This is a genomic window from Nitrosospira sp. NpAV, from assembly GCF_000832065.1.
Classification (GTDB): Bacteria; Pseudomonadota; Gammaproteobacteria; order Burkholderiales; family Nitrosomonadaceae; genus Nitrosospira.
The window spans coordinates 24,574-42,498 of the sequence record NZ_JXQM01000016.1 but is presented as its reverse complement, the minus strand read 5'-3'; the positions used below and the strand labels follow the sequence as shown (position 1 = coordinate 42,498).

Annotated in this window: 13 protein-coding genes; 3 read left to right on the top strand and 10 right to left on the bottom strand. The window is 52.4% G+C overall.

All coding sequences use genetic code 11. The features are described from left to right. The first annotated feature begins 805 nt into the window (after window positions 1-805). Window positions 806-1,597 carry a PEP-CTERM sorting domain-containing protein gene (locus SQ11_RS10360; protein WP_041514098.1) on the top strand — a complete coding sequence of 264 codons (792 nt, stop codon included), beginning with the start codon at window positions 806-808 and terminating at the stop codon, window positions 1,595-1,597. Window positions 1,598-1,838: 241 nt separating this feature from the next. Here the strand turns inward: SQ11_RS10360 and SQ11_RS10355 are convergent, their stop codons facing one another. From SQ11_RS10355 to SQ11_RS10310, 10 genes are all read right to left on the bottom strand, one after another. After that, a complete protein-coding gene (locus SQ11_RS10355) occupies window positions 1,839-3,035 on the bottom strand; it encodes a sialidase family protein (RefSeq protein WP_041514097.1) in 1,197 nt (398 codons plus the stop codon). Window positions 3,036-3,152: 117 nt separating this feature from the next. Then, window positions 3,153-4,175, bottom strand: a complete 1,023-nt coding sequence (locus SQ11_RS10350; protein WP_232297965.1) for a transporter — start codon at window positions 4,173-4,175, stop codon at window positions 3,153-3,155. 279 nt (window positions 4,176-4,454) lie between these two features. After that, window positions 4,455-5,618 carry an efflux RND transporter periplasmic adaptor subunit gene (locus tag SQ11_RS10345; protein ID WP_041514096.1) on the bottom strand — a complete coding sequence of 388 codons (1,164 nt, stop codon included), beginning with the start codon at window positions 5,616-5,618 and terminating at the stop codon, window positions 4,455-4,457. 73 nt (window positions 5,619-5,691) lie between these two features. Then, on the bottom strand, window positions 5,692-8,013 hold the full coding sequence (locus SQ11_RS10340) for a cation-translocating P-type ATPase (protein WP_041514095.1): 2,322 nt from the start codon (window positions 8,011-8,013) through the stop codon (window positions 5,692-5,694). Between the two features lie 92 nt (window positions 8,014-8,105). After that, window positions 8,106-11,318, bottom strand: a complete 3,213-nt coding sequence (locus tag SQ11_RS10335; protein ID WP_041514094.1) for an efflux RND transporter permease subunit — start codon at window positions 11,316-11,318, stop codon at window positions 8,106-8,108. Window positions 11,319-11,377: 59 nt separating this feature from the next. Then, a complete protein-coding gene (locus tag SQ11_RS10330) occupies window positions 11,378-13,006 on the bottom strand; it encodes an efflux RND transporter periplasmic adaptor subunit (protein ID WP_041514093.1) in 1,629 nt (542 codons plus the stop codon). Further along, entirely contained in the window at window positions 13,003-14,445 is a 1,443-nt protein-coding gene (locus SQ11_RS10325; RefSeq protein WP_084226808.1) for a TolC family protein, read from the bottom strand. The genes SQ11_RS10330 and SQ11_RS10325 overlap by 4 nt, the downstream gene beginning before the upstream one ends. Window positions 14,446-14,617: 172 nt before the next feature. Continuing rightward, entirely contained in the window at window positions 14,618-14,992 is a 375-nt protein-coding gene (locus SQ11_RS10320) for a hypothetical protein (protein ID WP_041514092.1), read from the bottom strand. 162 nt (window positions 14,993-15,154) lie between these two features. Next, the gene (locus tag SQ11_RS10315; protein WP_041514091.1) at window positions 15,155-15,550 is read right to left on the bottom strand and encodes a hypothetical protein; all 396 of its coding nucleotides are present in this window, start codon (window positions 15,548-15,550) and stop codon (window positions 15,155-15,157) included. A gap of 154 nt (window positions 15,551-15,704) precedes the next feature. Further along, window positions 15,705-16,106, bottom strand: a complete 402-nt coding sequence (locus tag SQ11_RS10310) for a helix-turn-helix domain-containing protein (RefSeq protein ID WP_041514090.1) — start codon at window positions 16,104-16,106, stop codon at window positions 15,705-15,707. Window positions 16,107-16,218: 112 nt separating this feature from the next. Between SQ11_RS10310 and SQ11_RS10305 the strand changes: the two genes are divergently transcribed. Beyond that, the gene (locus tag SQ11_RS10305; protein ID WP_232297964.1) at window positions 16,219-16,809 is read left to right on the top strand and encodes a cation transporter; all 591 of its coding nucleotides are present in this window, start codon (window positions 16,219-16,221) and stop codon (window positions 16,807-16,809) included. 46 nt (window positions 16,810-16,855) lie between these two features. Further along, window positions 16,856-17,803 carry a cation diffusion facilitator family transporter gene (locus SQ11_RS10300; protein ID WP_041514088.1) on the top strand — a complete coding sequence of 316 codons (948 nt, stop codon included), beginning with the start codon at window positions 16,856-16,858 and terminating at the stop codon, window positions 17,801-17,803. The last annotated feature ends 122 nt before the right edge of the window (window positions 17,804-17,925 follow it).

The following is a 17,925-nucleotide window of genomic DNA, read 5'->3' as shown; positions in this document are numbered from 1 at the left end:
TTCTTTCAGACTTATGTGCCATCGATGTTAAGTATAAGGATTTAAATTGAAACGACAAATTGCATCGTTGACCTCACATTGAGGCAATTAGCATGAGATATAACTTAAGTGCACGTTTTGTTATATGCAATCTTCTTGCATTGGCTCTTATGGGGTGTGCGGTTTCTAAAGAAACCTATCTACCCGATGGAACAAAAGGCTACAGCATCAGTTGTGACAGAGCCGCTCTTGGAATAAATACATGTTTCGAGAAAGCTGGTGATCTATGTGGTTCACGAGGCTACGATCAGCTTAACCATGACGGCCAGATTATTCTAAGGGGGGTTCGCGGTTCAAGTGCAAGCGGAAATAATCTGGGATTCGAAGATAGTATGGCTATCACCCAGAGCATCATGATTCGCTGCCGGAATTAACAAGGGTGGTTCTATTGCCAGAAAGAGGAAGTTGATACGCCATTGCATGTTCCAGGGAGATTCTCAATGCACTCTATACATGGACTCATGCCCGAGATGTGAGGCTAGCAGTCTTAGCCAGACGAGCTGACCCCATCGACATAATCTAGCTTTGGTAAGCCGATCTAGTTCGATCAAAACCCATTCTTTACTTCCAGCAAAACTATTACAGTAATCGTGCTTATTCTGTAAGCATATAACGTTACCAACCATGCGGCAATATGCCGCATGTGACAATATGCCACATTGATTTTTAAATATGAATAATAAATACTTGGCTGTATCAGGATGACTGAGAAGCATTCCGATGCAAAATGTTTATTTTCTACTTTATGTTAATCAAGAGGCTATGTATGAAAAAAACGCTTAAATATGTCCTACTTTTCGCAGGTATGACCTCACTGCCTGCAATGGCCCATATCGGCTATACCGGTCGTAATTTTGGAACATTTGATGATACCTATACTGTCGCAACCCGCTCGAACCAAGCCGCCACCGGAAACTATGGATGGATCGACGGTACTGATGCCGACTACGGCGATGCGCATAAAACACTTGCTTATCGGTTTACATTATTGAATCCCACCGACGTCACGCTCACATTTGGAAGTCAGGTTTTCACCCCGGCAACTGCCGGCGCCGCCCCTGTACTTGATGGCTTCATGCCCGGTTTTTCGCTCTATCAGGGACTTGCGCATTTGGCTCCGATGAAAGCAGACCTTGATTCTTCGGACATATCCAAGGCTAACCGCCCCGATAACGCCGAAGGCTCCTTCCGGGCACTAAATGACTGGAAAATAGGCAACGAGCCGGACGCTGTCAATGGTATACCCGCAGACCTGAGTTTTTTCAAATTTATCGGCAACGCCTATGATGGAACAGGTTTTGGTTCGGATGGGGTGACGGACGGCATGGTTTCGCATACTTTCATGAATCTGGCAGCGGGAGACTACTCTGTGTTCGTTGGAGGATCGGATTACTTGGCTCAGGATATTTCAAACCCAAACCTCTTGAATAAATACGGTGTCACCGGGACATTGGTAGCAGGTGTAGTACCCGAACCTGAAACCTACGCAATGCTTTTAGCTGGTTTGGGATTGATGGGTGCCATTACACGGTGCCGTACCAAAGCAAAGAACGTGTAGTTAGCCTTATTACATGACGAGGCAATTTTTTCGCGTCTCTCGCAACGCTTCTCGAAGCATTGCGAGTCTCCCTAGCCGCCAGCCAAGCAGCTTTCCTCCCTCTTGGCATCATCAAAGAGCTGCGACGACACCGCTACAAGCTGAATGTCGAGACAATGTTCCCGATGCTGCAAGGACTGGTTCGGCCACAGATTTCGTGCCCGCCCTTTTCCCCTCAAATTGAACTTCTAACCTGGATTACTCAATTCAATGAAATTAGACGATAACCTTCCTTTTTGCTATTCCATGATACAAAAATGCCTTGAGTACTGGCGAGTAAAAACGGAGAGTCGGTTTTGCTTGTACTTTCCGCAATCGACTGGGCCGGCGCCCAGCTCTGGCCTTTGTCGTTTGATTGCATAATAAAAAGATGCGTTTTATCGCCGTCAAATTCGGTCCAGGTCAGGATGACATTCTTTCCCTGTGCGAGGATATCAGGATGCCCGGGTAATTTTTCGACGTCACCTAAAGGTAAGGGATTTGAGAAGTGTTGTCCCCCGTCGGATGAATAGGCATAGAACAAACCCTGGCGGACGCTGCCTTGCGTAAACCAGGCAATATGGTACCGATCATCATTAGCAATTGAAATCGCCGGACCATGTTCCGGACAGCCTTCGAGTTTCCATTGATCAAAAGTAACTCGCCAAGAGAGGGGTAATTTACCGTCAGTTTGCACCTTGAGAAGTCCATGATCTCTAATATCACCGGGATAAATAAAGCGTGCCAGTAAAACCGGGTGACTCTCGGGATCAAAAGCAACAGCAATACGGCAGCACTCGCAAAGGGTGTCAGAAAGTTTCTGGTTGATGAAATCAACCTCCCCCTGGCCAATAATGGTGGTGAAATACATTGCGTTGCCTGGTTTCCTCCAATCGGTGCGATCACGTTCGTCCAGCCAGAAGATATAAACTTTACCCGCAGGACTTAATGCTAAATGACCCAAGGAAGAATTTGCTTCGGACGCTTTGGTGCTTAATGGCCGGGGTGTGGAAAAGTTGCGCCCATTATCGATGGACACGCTAATGTACTGGGCTATCGGCTGAGTGCCTTCTGCCGCATAAATGACATAGATTCTGCCGGAACCATCCACGACGATGCCGGGCCGATTCTCCCTACTTGCTTTCACGCGCTGTGATTCACCGTTGATACGTACCGGTGTACTGAAGGTTCTACCTAGATCGGTTGAATAATCTACATATACATGTTCTTTCTCTGGTACAACCCGCCATAACCGGTCATCTGGACCAAAAGTAGCGGTAACGAACAGACCTCCTCCATGAGGAGGACTCTTGAGATTAGCTGTATTGGATTTTGAATGATCATGATCGCCATAACTGGCAGGGCTCAATATCAATGCGCTGATCAGCAGCAGATAGCCGAGCAATTGCTCAGTATTCACTAACCCCCCCCCGCTTCGGTTGTTTCGCTATTTATATAATAATTGTTCGATGTTTTGGTATCAAACAATCGGTGCTTAGCCATTACAGTAAAGCCGCCCTGCCTGCCCATAAACACGCTAGTATGCAAAAACCAGACGGTAAGTGACTCGGTAGTCAGGGGGAGTCTGATAGCCATTAGTGTCTTTGACTATCGGGGTACCTATGGACAAAGCAGTGTTCCAGTTTTTACCCCCCGAATATCGGATGCCTGGTGAGATATAAACAATATTACTTCCGGAGTTTGGTTCCGCCGCCATGCCAGCGGTTCGCTGGCGGTCCTGCCAGGTGCCGTTTAGCTCCAGAACGGCTGTCCATGGCGCGTTGTTGCTGTCGACGAAAAGATTGTTTCTAGCCGTACCCACGATGGCATAGGAAAGCGCCATATTATAGTCAAAGGTATCGCCAAGGTCGGTTCTTTGCGTACCTCTGGTCGTCACCGTATAGAGGATGCTGCTGTCAAATGAGACCTTACCCATGGCGCGCGTGAAGGAGAAACCCGCAGAAGGGTTCCATGAACCACCGCTGGGTTGACTGTGTGCTTCAAATTTCTCGCCTTGACTGGTGTGGACTCCGGTTGCGCCCGATGGGGTTTTAAGCCCGACGACGAATGATAGGTGGTTTAAATTGTCAGCGGTTTGGAAAAAACGATATTGACTAAAGAGTGAGACACCTCCGAAACCTCCCGGATTGCCTAACCTATTCACCGCATCCCCATCTTCGTTCGGTGAGCGAACACCGAAGCGCTGGGTATAGGGAAGTCTGATACCTACGGTCCAGTTGTCGGTGATCCCATAGGCTCCGAATACCGACGGCTGTAAAAAAGACTTTAAAGTATGGACGTCGCCATGAGCCTCATCGACGGCATTATTTTTCAAATCGAGAAGCGTCGCGTCCGAAGCATTGTTGAAACTCGTAAATTGGGTAATTGTACCTCCGGCCCACATACCGGCAGGAAGCGTTATACCAGTTTGAGTAATAATTGGAGACGCTGTGCCAATACCGAAACCCAGAGCGCCGTGATCGGCGAAAACCGAATTACTATAAATAGCAAAAGCCGGAGCCAAGAGTAACGCCAAGAGTATTATTTTAAATTGATGCATAATTATGCTACCCTCATTAAGAATGTTTTAATTTAATATTTACTGCATATTCATGAACCACGATATCAAGCAATTCAAACATTTATCGGGGGTTCTCTTTAAATCTGGCGAAGAGTAACCCGGTTTAAGCGACCGTGAATGCGGCAAACTGCCGCACCTTTAAGGTGAAAATGGGTATCGAAAAAATTCACATTCTATTTAGAAGTGATAGGAGCGCTTCTCCTAGACGCGATGAAATAGGTGCCGCCTCGGCATAATCCATGATAGGCAAATTTGCGCTTAATGGAGTTCGGCTAACTTGCGCTCATTATTCAAATCAAAGGCCCCCTCTATGACAATGCTCTGCTCGATGGTAAGTCCTTTTAGCACGGGGCGCATGGTGTCGATTTCGGGACCCAGTTCGACCGGTATTCGCAGGAATCGGTTATTGCCCTGGGCAATAAATACGTAGTCGCGATTATCCTCCCGCACCACCGCGCCTGCCGGCACCACCAAGCTTTTATGTAGATTATCATTGATATGCATTGTGGCCAGCATGGAGGGCTTGAGCTTGCGCTGAGGGTTGTCCACCTCGGTTTTTACCTCCACCGTACGGGTGAGCGGATTTACCAGGTCAGCAACAAATACGATGAGTCCATCAAAGCTTGCATCGCCCAGCGCCGGCACGTGGATCTCCACATGTTGACCAACTTGCACATTGCGTGCCACTTGCTCCGGCACGGCACCCACCGCCCATACAGAGGATAGATCGGCCACCTTAAATAGCTGATCCGCAGGTTCCACTACTTGCCCTACAACGATATTCCGCTCAATAACGATGCCCCCTGCCGACGCTGTGATGGCAACGGCAGGGAGGATATGCCCATGCTTTGCTATTTCTTTCAACGCCTGATTATTTACGCCCAGCAAATGCAAATGATCCCTCGCCGACTCCAACTCGGCGCGGACGATCTGCAACTGCGATTCGCGCCGTTCCATCTCGGCAACAGCGATCACGTCGGCGGCAACCAGGTGACGGGCACGGTCCACCGATTTCTCAGCCAGTCTTGTCTGGGAAGACGCACTCAAATAAACGAGCTGCGCCTGTGTCAATTCAGGGCTGGTAATCCGCGCCAACGCAGCACCCGCCTCAACCCTGTCACCCAGCATGGCATGAATCTCGATAATGCGCCCGGTTACATAGGTGCTGACATGAAGAAGAAGGCCGTGTTCGTTCACCCCGATCTGGCTGGGCACTTGCAACTTGTCGCTAATATCGATCAGTTCGGGATGCCCAATCTTGACCCTTTCTGTCATTTCCGGCTTGAGCGTGACACTGTTCACCTCAACCGGCTCCTTCTCCGCGACTTGCGGGTTGGAGGAAGGTGGCTTGCCGCCCTCGCACCCCGCAGCAAGCAGCACGACAATCACAACGGCACCGGTAATAATGGCTGTAATTTTCATTCGCAGACTGGCCGATTGGATTTAAGCGCGATTAGTTTCTTTACCCGTGATAAGCAGAATGAGTAGATGCACTTCATGGCTTGTACGCCAACAAACGTAATGCATTTATCACCACGACTAGGGTCGAGCCCTCGTGTATCAGTACAGCTACCCCGATACCCGCCCATCCTAATAATGTGGCCGGTATCAGCAACGCTACTACGCCCAACGACACCCAAAGGTTCTGTCGAATAACGTCCCTGGACGCGCGACTGAGCGCCACAGCAAAGGGTAGCTTGCTCAGATCATCGGCCATCAGCGCCACATCCGCCGTTTCCAGTGCCACATCGGTGCCAGCACCACCCATGGCAATGCCAATCGTGGCCCGCGCCATGGCGGGCGCGTCATTGACCCCGTCACCGACCATGGCCACTTGCCCATAGCGTTGCGCGAGTTCTTCCATGACCTTGACCTTGTCTTCAGGCAGCAACCCCGCTTTAACTTCGTCCAACCCAACCGCGCGCGCGATGGCATTAGCTACCACTTCATTGTCTCCGGTGAGCATAATAGTTTTGCGGATGCCGAGCCGATGCAGGTGCTCAAGTACCTCACGCGTTCCTGCACGCGGCGTGTCGGCCAACCCCAAGATACCCAGGAACTGACCCTCCATCTGGATCAGCATAAGAGTTTTGCCCTCCGTCTGGAGGCGTAGCATCTGCTGCTGGATGACGTCCGGTATGGGCTCTCCATCAAACAACCTGGCGTTACCAATGACCACTTTTTGCCCATCGAATTTTGCGCGCATGCCTTTTCCCATAATTGACTCGACCTCGTCGACTTGGCTCCAGCTTAAGCCGCGCGCCGTTGCCTCCGCTACGACCGCCTGTGCCAGAGGGTGCGCACTACGGCTTTCCACAGCGGCGGCCACGGTTAGCAAACGCGCCTCGTTTCCCATAATGTCGAAAACGTCCGTCAGTTGAGGCTTGCCGAGGGTCAACGTTCCCGTCTTGTCGAAGGCAATGGCGGACACCGTGCCTAAGCTTTCCAGATGCGCACCCCCCTTTATCAATACACCTCCACGCGCAGCACGTGCGATAGCGGACAGCACAGCCGATGGCGTCGCGATAGCTAGAGCACAGGGAGAAGCCGCCACGAGTACTGCCATGGCGCGATAAAAAGATTCCGCAAAAGGGAAATCAAATAACGGCGGAAGTACAATGAGCAGTCCGACCCCCACCAACACCGCAGGCACGAAAATACGTTCAAAACGATCGGTAAAACGCTGCGTAGGGGATTTTTGCGCTTGCGCTTCGGCCACCATCTCCACCATGCGCGACAATGTGCTCTCCCGCGCTAACCTCGTGACTTCAATAATCAGCGCCCCCTCGCCATTGATGGTAGCGGCATACACCTTGTCGCCCGGCTCCTTGTCCACCGGCATGGATTCGCCCGTAACCGGCGATTGATCCACCGCCGAGTTGCCGGATACTACCTGGCCATCGGCGGGAAGACGCTGGCCGGGCTTGACAATCACCTTGTCGCCGCGCAACAGTTCTTCGACCGGCACCTCGATCTCCACACCATTCCGCTGTACGAAGGCAGTCTTGGGAGCGAGTTCTGCCAAGGCTTCGATAGCCTTGCGCGCGCGATCCATCGCCATATGTTCCAGCGCATGGCCGAGGCTAAACAAAAACAGCAGGAGAGCGCCCTCTTCCCAAGCACCGAGCGCTGCGGCCCCGGCGGCAGCGACCACCATTAGGATGTCGATGTCGAACCGTCGGCTACGTAAACTCTGCCAGGCATCACGCAGCGTATAGAATCCGCCTGTCACATACGTGCCCATCAAAAGACCGAGCGACAGGCCGCGAGGGGCACCGGCGAGACCCGAAAGCCAACCTGTCAGCAGTAAAAGCCCTGCAATGCCGCTCACCATAAGCTCGCGATGTTCTGCAACCCATCCAGTCGCGCGGCCCTCCTCCGGTACGGAATATCCGAGCGCCTGGATGCGTCCGGTAACCGCCGCACGATCAATTTTTTCAGCATCAAATTCCAGGCGCAAACGTTCCGCGGCGTAACTTACCGATGCTTCCAACACACCGTCCATGCGCTGCAGCGCATGCTCGATAACCGTGGCGCAAGTGGCGCAGTCCATGCCGTCAATATGCAGATTCTCGTGGTGGAACTGGTTCCCAATTCTGGCGCCGGCCGCTTGCGCCAATTCGCGCACCCGACTCACGCTAAACCGCTCTGGGTCATAGTGCAGACAAAGACGAGCATTATTATCTTCGGAAATAACATGCACTTGCTCCATGCCTTCGGCTTGCAGCAACTCTGCCAGACGCTCCACGCACGCATCGCGCTCGTCAGGTATGGCCGGTAAAACCAGGGACAGGTCCAACTTCAATTTTTCGGCCACGGCGCGACTCCTTTCCTGGGATAAGGGATTACGGTTGAGTTGACCCTAATCGTTCTGGGGGAGATCATGCCGTTGAACTGACGAGGTTCTTATTAAGCTTGTATCTCTTTCATCTCAGGACCTCCCGATGTCTCTTTATTCGAAGCATCTCGTCCGTGAACGAGTCGATACAGCACCGGCAATACCAGCAGCGTCAGCGCGGTAGAGGAAAGAATGCCGCCTATTACTACTGTTGCGAGTGGGCGTTGTACCTCCGCACCCGTACTTGTGGCTAAGGCCATGGGAATGAAACCGATCGCCGCTACCAGTGCGGTCATCAGCACCGGCCGCAACCGGGTAAGTGTCCCGGTTTGAATGGCGTCATCGAGCGTTAATCCTTTTTCCCTAAGGTCACGTATAAAGGCCAGCATGACCAGGCCATTCAACACTGCCACACCGGACAATGCGATAAATCCCACGCCGGCAGAGATGGACAAGGGAATGTCACGCAGCCACAAAGCCATTACCCCTCCACTGAGGGCAAAGGGAACCCCGGTAAACATCAGCAGCCCATCCCGGAAATTTCCGAACATCGTATAAAGCAGAACGAGGATCAGACCAAGGGCAAGTGGAATGACAACCTGGAGTCGCTGGGCGGCTGAAATTAGTTGCTCGAATTGCCCGCCCCACGTCACCCAGTATCCGGAAGGAATCTGTACCTTTTGAGCAATCAGCGCTTCCGCTTCATTTACAAAGGAGCCGAGGTCGCGCCCTCGTACATTGGCAGTAACCACGACTCTGCGCTTGCCGTTTTCGCGGCTCACTTGATTAGGCCCTTGAACGACTTCCAAATTGGCCACCTCACCGAGCAGGATGTAGCCGAAAAGATTATTTGGAGAAGCGGCTGGACCCCCCGCGTTAGAAGCAGGCAGCCTGATTGGCAAACGCTTGAGGGCTTCGATATCGCCACGCATGGACTCCGGCAACCGAACCTGAAGATCGAAGCGGCGGTCACCCTCATAAATGAGGCCGGCACTTCTTCCAGCTGTGCCCATAGTTCCCCCAACGCCAATGGTGACGGCATCCTGGACATCCACCACATTCAAGCCATACCGTGCCATTTTTGCGCGATCGATTTGCACAGAAAGCACCGGCAATCCCGTAATCTGTTCGGTTCGCACATCTGCGGCGCCGGGAACAGTGTTCAGAACATTCTCGATTTGTTCCCCCACCGCGAGCAGAGTCTCCATGTCATCACCGAACACCTTCACGGCGACATCCGCCCTCACACCCGATAGCAATTCGTTGAAACGCATCTGAATCGGCTGCGTGAACTCGTAGTTGTTGCCGGGGATCTCTCGCACCGCCTTTTCAATTGCGGCTACCAACTGTGCCTTGGTGTGGTGCGTCCCCGACCATTCTGATTCGGGTTTCAAAATAATGAATATGTCCGCGACGCTGGGCGGCATCGGGTCGGTGGCAATCTGGGCGACCCCAATTTTGGAGAACGTCCGCTCAACTTCGGCAAATGTCTTGATCTTTTTCTCTACTTCGTTTTGCATTTCGATGGATGTGGTCAGGTTTGTGCCGACAATGCGTATTGCGTGCAGTGCAATATCTCCCTCATTGAGACTGGGCACGAACTCGCTGCCCATCCTGGTGGTGAGTAGACCGGAGAGCACAACAATCACCACCGCAAGGGTGACCGTCACACCCTTGTTGCGCATGGCAGCAGCGAGCGCAGGCACGTAGACTTTTTTCGCCCAAACTACAGCGGGACTTTCCTTTTCTGCCACCTTGCCGGAAAGAAAGAGTGCAATTGCCGCCGGCACAAACGTGACCGAAAGAATCATCGCGCCCAGCAGCGCAATTACCACCGTAAAAGCCATGGGGTGGAACATCTTTCCTTCCACTCCCGAGAGCGCGAAGATAGGCAGGTAGACCACCATAATAATGAGCTCCCCATAAATCAGTACCCTGCGCGCTTCCCTGGAGGCGTCAAAAACAATCGCAAACCGCTCGGTGGGGGTAAGTTCTCGACCCAGCCTTTGTTGCTCATGCGCCAGGCGCCGAATGCTGTTTTCGATAATAACGATGGCCCCATCCACGATGATGCCGAAATCAAGCGCCCCCAAACTCATCAGATTGGCGCTGACATGGTTGGCTACCATGCCGCTGAAGGTGAACAACATGGATAACGGAATGACAAGTGCGGCAATCAAGGCGGCCCGCAGGTTGCCGAGAAAAAGAAACAGAACCACAATCACCAGGGCAGCGCCCTCCAGCAGATTGGTAGCTACGGTTCGAATAGACTTGTCTACCAGGACGGTGCGGTCATAAACGGGGATGACGACTACCCCTTTAGGCAAATTGCGATTAATCTCTGTCAGCTTATTAGCAATAGCCTGAGAGACGGTGCGGCTGTTCTCGCCGATCAGCATATGTGCCGTACCCAGCACCACTTCTTCGCCGTCCTGCGTGGCGGCGCCACTGCGCAGCTCCTTGCCGATAATTACATCGGCGACATCCTTGATGCGTATCGGCACACCTTGACGGCTACCCAGAATGATGTCCGCAATCTCATCCAGATTCACCACTTGTCCGGGCACTCGAACCAGATACTGCTCGCCGCTTTTCTCGATATAGCCGGCGCCGACATTCAGGTTGTTACGCTCCAGAGCGAGCACAACATCCTGGAGCGTCAGACCGAAGGAGAGTAACTTTTCAGGATAGGGCGCGACATGATATTGCTTGACGAAGCCGCCGATCGCATTGACCTCGGTAACGCCTTTGACCATGCGCAATTGGGGCCGGATGATCCAATCCTGAATTTCGCGCAAATCGGTGGTGTTATAGGCCGAACCATCCGGTTTTAACGCATCGTCCTCGGCATCAACCGTCCACATAAATATTTCGCCCAAGCCGGTAGAGATCGGTCCCATCGTTGGCACAATCCCCGCAGGCAAGTTGCCCTGTGCTTCCTGAATCCTCTGGTTCACCAGCTGGCGTGCAAAATAAATATCGGTACCATCGTCAAAGATCACTGTTACCTGCGACAGCCCATAGCGTGAGATGGAGCGGGTATGGTGCAGGTGAGGAAGCCCGGCCATCACTACCTCAATGGGAAAGGTTATGCGCTGCTCGGCTTCCACAGGGGAATATCCTGGCGCTTGTGTATTGACTTGCACCTGAACGTTGGTAATGTCCGGCACTGCGTCAATGGGTAGTCTCTGGTAGCTGTAGATTCCAAGAGCAGCCATTGCCAGAACCCCTCCCAGCACGAACCCGCGCTGGTTTATGGATATCTGTAAAATACGTTCAATCATGATCTGCGCCCTGGTTGCTTTCTTTTGATTGTCCTTCCGGCCTGTAGCTGGTTGCGCTCTTAATGCTCATGCGAGGCGCCGGACTTGCCGAGTTCGGCCTTGATGGCAAAACTGTTCTGCGCCGCGTACTGCTCCCCCGCAGAAAGTCCGTTGAGAACCTCAACCATCCTGCCATCGCTGCGGCCCAGTTTCAGGGGGCGCGCTTCAAAGTAACGTCCGTAGCGGCCAAACACCACGGAGTGGTCGTCCAGGGTCTGAATAGCGTCCGCCGAGATGGCAACCGGTACCGGGATTTCCTCGACCGCCAGCTCCGCGGTGACAAACATGCCCGGCCGCCATCTTCCATCTTTATTTTCCAGTATTACCCGCGCGGTGGCGCTGCGGGTTTGTGCGCCGATAAGCGCGCTGATGTAGGAAACAGTGCCTTCGCCTTCGGCTTCGATAGCTGTCGCTTTGACCGTTGCCTTCTGCCCCAGCTTAAGCACATCCAGATCATTCGAGTACACCGTGATTTGCGCCCATACGGTCGATATATCGGCGATGGTAAAAATCTGCTCATCTTCCTTGAGCACCTGCCCCTGGGCGATGGCTCTAGCGGTGATAAGACCAAAATTGGGAGCACGGATCTCATAGCGTGCCAGGTTACCTTTCCGATCAATCGCTTCTGACCGAACGCCAAGGGTGCGCAGTTTGACCGAGGCAAGGTCAACGTTAATCTCCGCCTCGCTCAAAGCCTGCTGCGCAGCCAGATAATCCTGTTTGGCGGAAATTTTTTCCTCCCACAATTGCTTTTCACGCTCGAAGGTAATGCGCGCCAGCTCCAATCGCTTCTGGGTTGCGAAGAGCTGACTGCGCAGGTCGGCCAGCACCGTGCTTTCGACCACTGCCAGCACCTCACCTTTTTTTACCAGTTGGCCATACTGGCCATATACCGCAGTAACCAGGCCAGGGAGACGCGGCACTACGCGCACAATAGTTTGCTCGTCGAATCCGATCTCGCCCGGTAGCCTGAGTGTGGGTCTGATCGTAGCCTGCCCAGCAGTGCGTATTTCCACCCCGATGCTCTTCAGCACTTCATCCGATATTTCTACGCGTGCCTCGACCTGGCTGTGGCCCCAGCGAAAAGTTTCACCCTTGCGCTCGGCGGCGATCACCATATCGAACGAGTGAGGTTCTTCCACTATATGGTCGCCGAGCAGATAGTCGGCTTCGGGTTTGAAGTTAAATACCTGCGCCGGCGCGCCGAGACGTGACAGCGTGACGGTGACTATCGCGGAAGAAGGAGGAAGCGGCTTGCCCTTTTCGTAAAGGTAGAGCCGCAACTGCGGCGGCACCCCTTTTTCGAAAATGGTGACTTCTACACCGAAGCCATCCTTGGTAAACAGCTTTCCACCTTTTGGCCCTTTGCTTGGCTCGTTTTCCCTGTTTTTACCCCCTGCCGGCGTAGCTTGGGTCTCAGAATGTGCGTGCGGGTCGATGGCCGGGTCAGTGTCATGATCGTCGTGCGGAGCATGGGATGGGTCAGCATTGTCTGGCTGCTGCTGTGCGGTACCGGATGGAGCGGCTGAGTCATGCTTCTTGTGGGCGGTGTCAGTGGAGACTGTCTTATCCCGCGTCAGAATCAATGCGCCTAGTAAAGCTCCTATAGCGACAATTATGACTATTAAAATTATTTGCCTTTTATTCACATTCCGCTCCTTGAAGCTGTATTCGCATTGTTGCCAGTACTGGCCGAAGGGCTCAGTTTGCCTTCTGCTACGCTATCAATCGGCGCCGCGATCAGTCGTTCGATTTCATTGACCAGGCGTTGGTAATTCGCCAGCGCGCGCACATATAAGATCTGGTTTTGAAATAAGGTTCTTTGCGCGTCCAGCACTTCGAGAAAGCCGAACTTGCCCAGTTCATAGCCTTTGTTAGTGACTTCGAAGGCGCTCCTGGCGGCGGGTAGTATCTCTTCGCGCAAAATGCCGGTTTCTCGCTGCGCGGCCGACAATGCCTCATAGGCCTGCGTAAGCTCGGTTTTAAGCCGTAACTCAAGGGCTGCCTGCTCGTCAATGGCCTTGTCTACGCGTTGGTGGGCTTGTTGGATATTGCCCTGATTGCGGTTAAAAAATGGCAGCGGCACGACGACGGCAGCTATAGGTGTATTGCCTCCGAGTTGCGCGTGGTGCACGACACCGGCGTTAACAGTGAGGTTCGGTATGCGCAACGTCTGCTCCACTTCCAACAGCGCTTTACGCTGTTCTATGTTTTTTATGGCGCGCAACGCCACGGGGCTAGCTAGCGCACGTTCCGCAAGTGTTTCGAAATCCGGCAACGCGACAGACGATTCAAGATTTCCCAGTGCTTTGTTGAATTGCGGTGTAGCGTTGCCCCATAGCAGAGCCAACCGTTTTCGTGCTCCAACCAGATCCCGTTGTGCCTGCTCCAGCTCAATTCGGGTGGTGGAAAACGCCACTCCCGCCCTGGTCTCCTCTATGGGCGGAACCTTGCCGGCCTGAACGCGCTTTGCTACCGCACTTACTACCCTCTGCGCCAGCTCCCGGCTTTCCTCTGCCAGTCGCAGACGCTCTTGACCCGCAAGCACTTCGGTAAATACGTTTGCCACGCGGGCGATGAGTTCCACACGCCTGGCTTCAAAGTCTTGAGCCGCCAGTTGCTGGTTGAGCGATGCAGCTGTTACCCGCGCGGCACGTTTTCCGCCGAGCTCAATCAGTTGACTAATGCGAATCGTAGTAAGCTGCTGCACCACTTCTTTTGCGACTGACTCCGGAGAATTGACATCGTTTGTAAGTGGTTGAATATTTCCGATATTCTCGACGTTCACCATTAATTCAGGGTTAGGCAGCAGTCCAGCTTGAAGCGTGGCCCCCTCAAGAGCACGCATTTCCTTGCCGAAGCTCGCCAGTTCAGGATTACGTTGCAACGTGAGACGCGCGGCATCACGCAATGTGAGATCATTCTTTTCCTCGGTGACAGAGAGGGGGGAGCGATCTGATCCGTCGGCAGGCAGCGCACCTGAGAATGTATTTTGGGCAAAGGCCGCAGATGTAAAGCTGAGCGCCAGAATAAATGATCCGGCTGGCACCAATTGCCAACACACCGTGGGCAACACGGTAAATTTCATGGATTTCTCCGCAAGTAATGCACTAACTCAATTGAGTCATCAGCCACTGAATGAACAAGAAGAGCAGATGACTGTGCAGCAAGCTCGCGTAGGCGGATAACACTTAACGTTGTTTAGGCGACTTTGTTGCCTAAATAGCGTTCAGATTGTTAATCGGGGCGAACTTGCCGGTCTAAATTGCGAAGCTGGTTTTGGGGGGGTGAAGCGGGGATTCCGGAATGGATTCGGGAACGATGACAGGAACAAACAATGTCATTGCCTCCATGCCGAGGGAAGCGGGAACGAGTGGGGGAACTGTAAAAAAGAAGGGCTGGTATTGTCCCGCCGCATGAAGGCATAAATCAATAGCGGCGTCTACATGCTTGCCATCATGAGAAGCCTCAAACTCATGGGCTTGTTGAAGCGCAACCGGATCAAGGGAGAGCGCATGATGCTTGCGATCCAGTTCATGCGCAAATACTTCGCCATTAAACGCCCAGCCGAATCCGGTCGTCAGCATAGAGACGAGCAAGGTAAATATGACGGACTGAATGAAACGCTTCTTCATGGCAATTAGATTGTATACCTATAGATGGGTTCTGTGGCGATTTGTACATAGGGCCTCTATGTATGAATTCATAGAACTATCTAATCCATCTATGTTTTAAGATAATCGAGTCTACGCTTAACGAATATTTCAGGCATCAAGCGCGGGATTCAGATGAGAGGATTACCGTTTCACCTGAGGACGCATGAACGGCACGGCAGCTTTTGTATATTCGGGTATTTTTACTCGAAACCCGCGTAAGAAGGTCTTTAACTCCGTTCTCTCACAAGCCATACCGCTTTTGACTTTCATCCCCCGTTCGTAATTGTCCATCGTCTGTTGAACCTCTTGTTCAGACATATAATGAATAAACAGGCTCTCGGCTTTCGAAGCGGCAAGATTGCCAAGATCTTTTTTGCAGTTCGTTCCCATTTGGTAGGTCTTGCCCAAGTCATAAGCAAATGAGGCAGACTGCGACATGAAGGATTGACGATCTAACTGTGGGTCGGGTTGAGCAAATGCAATTAACGGAACAAATAATAATAATATGACAATCTCGTATTTTACAAAAAACTTCATGCGTAATATCTCTTATCGGTTGTGATTCCAACAATGTGTCGTGTCCTTCAAAAGTCGACCGTCACCAAGCGTTCGGTACAAAGGTATTTTTATGAATAGCCCGCTCCGAAACGTACAGTGCTATTAGACGGCAAAGAACTCCTTTGCAAATGCTTCAAGAGGATAAGGCTTCAAGGATACGACAATCAGCGATGACACCTCCCTGACACTGACTGCTGATACGTCGAAGTTCACTGGCAAGACGTTCCAGGTCAGATATTTTATGTTCTATCATAAGCCTGTGCCCATGAGCCAGTTGATCAACGGCGCAACAGTCTTGGTTGGCTTGTTCTCCCAAGCTTAATAGCTCGCAAATCTGGTCGAGCGTAAAGCCGAGCTCACGACATCGACGGATAAATCCCAATCGTTTCAACTCTGAGGATCCATAGAGGCGGTAATTGCTTTCCGAGCGGGGGGGCGCGCTTAGAAGCCCTATTTTCTCATAATAACGGATGGTGACCACCTTGACGCCAGTTGCCCGCCCTAACGTCCCAATCGAAAATTTATTCTGATCCATCTCTTGACTCTATAGTTGATATAGGGTGCATTCTATTTCATATCACAATAATGGCGAGAAATTTATGGGCACTTCCTGCTGCACTCATACACCGGTAACTCCGGAGACAGAGATGCGCTATCGCCGCGTTCTGTGGGTAGCGCTTATTCTTAATGTCACCATGTTCCTCATTGAGATTGTGACGGGTGCCCATGCTGAATCGGCATCATTGCAGGCGGATGCGCTCGATTTCCTTGGAGATGCTGGGAATTACGGGATCAGTCTTTTTGTCGCCGGTATGGCCTTGCGTTATCGTGCAAAGGCGGCCATGGCAAAAGGGCTTACCATGGGCATGGTCGGCCTGTGGGTAGGCGGCGTTACGATCTGGCAAGCCTTGCATGGAATATTGCCTGAAGCGGAAACCATGGGAATAATTGGTGCTCTCGCGTTGATTGCGAATTTGCTGACTTTCCTTATCCTGTGGGCCTACCGAAGTGGGGATGCCAATATGCGCTCGGTTTGGCTTTGCTCGCGCAACGATATGATTGGCAACGTGGCCGTCATGCTGGCGGCGTTAGGGGTATCCGGCACGGAAACCGGCTGGCCCGATGTTGTCGTAGCAGGTGGCATGGCGGCTTTAGGTCTGCAAACTGCCTGGAAGATCGTTCGCTTATCGCATACGGAACTGCGTCGGCAAGCGTCCATGCGGGTAATACTGCCGTAACTCTTGTTTTTTACGAACCGAGAAATCTCATCCGTAGGGGACTAAAATGACACATTCTCATAACCATCCAAATAATTCTCCGGAAGGGTCGCCGCATGCCCACGGGGATCATCAACACCCCAGCCCGGATAATTACGGGCGCGCCTTTGTTATTGCCATCGCTCTGAACCTGACTTTTGTAGTGGTCGAGTTTACCTACGGTTTCATCGCCAGCTCGATGGCGCTAATGGCCGATGCCGGACATAATCTATCCGACGTGCTGGGCCTGGCGCTGGCAGCGGGAGCTTCCATTTTGGCGCGCAAGGCTGCGAATGAACGCTATACCTACGGCTTACGCAGCAGCTCAATCCTGGCTGCGCTGGCCAATGCCATGCTTCTATTGATTGCTTGCGGAGCAATTGCCTGGGAATCGGTTCAACGCTTTTCGCACCCGCCTGTCGTAGCTGGCCTGACGGTTACATTAGTAGCGGTTATCGGGGTCATCATCAATGGCTTTTCCGCATGGCTATTTATGAAAGGAAGTAAAGGTGATCTAAATATTCGCGGCGCCTACCTGCATATGGCAGCAGACGCTGCTGTCTCGGCAGGTGTGGTGATTGCAGGCATAGCCATGATTTTTACGCACTGGTATTGGCTCGACCCTGTTATCAGTCTGATCATCGTAGCCGTGGTGATCATGAGTACCTGGGGACTGCTTCGCGATTCTATGCAACTCGCTTTAAGTGCAGTACCGGCGCATATAGAGATGTCCGCAATTGATGCCTATCTACGCGGGCAGCCTGGCGTAATCGACATCCATGATCTGCACATCTGGGGACTTAGTACCACGGAAAGCGCCTTGACCGTCCATCTGGTAATGCCGGGTGGCTACCCCGGCGATGCCTTTATGGACAATATCAGGGAGATTCTCAATACACGCTTCTTTGTCCATCACAGCACGGTACAGATCGAGCAAGGGACAACCAACCATGCCTGCTCGCTAGAAGATACATGAGCTTGTCGCGTAGCCCGGGCGTGCTGAGTGCATGGGCTGCCGCGCTCTTGTTTGGGATCGGCACCCCGATTGCCAAACCCTTGCTCGGTCCGGTAGACTCTTGGCTGCTAGCGGGGTTGTTG

Excerpts from the sequence above, each read along its gene's own strand:
- SQ11_RS10300 (WP_041514088.1), top strand. The coding sequence starts at position 16,856 with ATGACACATTCTCATAACCATCCAAATAATTCTCCGGAAGGGTCGCCG.
- SQ11_RS10325 (WP_084226808.1), bottom strand. The coding sequence starts at position 14,445 with ATGAAATTTACCGTGTTGCCCACGGTGTGTTGGCAATTGGTGCCAGCC.
- SQ11_RS10320 (WP_041514092.1), bottom strand. The coding sequence starts at position 14,992 with ATGAAGAAGCGTTTCATTCAGTCCGTCATATTTACCTTGCTCGTCTCT.
- SQ11_RS10315 (WP_041514091.1), bottom strand. The coding sequence starts at position 15,550 with ATGAAGTTTTTTGTAAAATACGAGATTGTCATATTATTATTATTTGTT.
- SQ11_RS10305 (WP_232297964.1), top strand. The coding sequence starts at position 16,219 with ATGCGCTATCGCCGCGTTCTGTGGGTAGCGCTTATTCTTAATGTCACC.
- SQ11_RS10350 (WP_232297965.1), bottom strand. The coding sequence starts at position 4,175 with ATGCATCAATTTAAAATAATACTCTTGGCGTTACTCTTGGCTCCGGCT.
- SQ11_RS10360 (WP_041514098.1), top strand. The coding sequence starts at position 806 with ATGAAAAAAACGCTTAAATATGTCCTACTTTTCGCAGGTATGACCTCA.
- SQ11_RS10345 (WP_041514096.1), bottom strand. The coding sequence starts at position 5,618 with ATGAAAATTACAGCCATTATTACCGGTGCCGTTGTGATTGTCGTGCTG.
- SQ11_RS10310 (WP_041514090.1), bottom strand. The coding sequence starts at position 16,106 with ATGGATCAGAATAAATTTTCGATTGGGACGTTAGGGCGGGCAACTGGC.
- SQ11_RS10335 (WP_041514094.1), bottom strand. The coding sequence starts at position 11,318 with ATGATTGAACGTATTTTACAGATATCCATAAACCAGCGCGGGTTCGTG.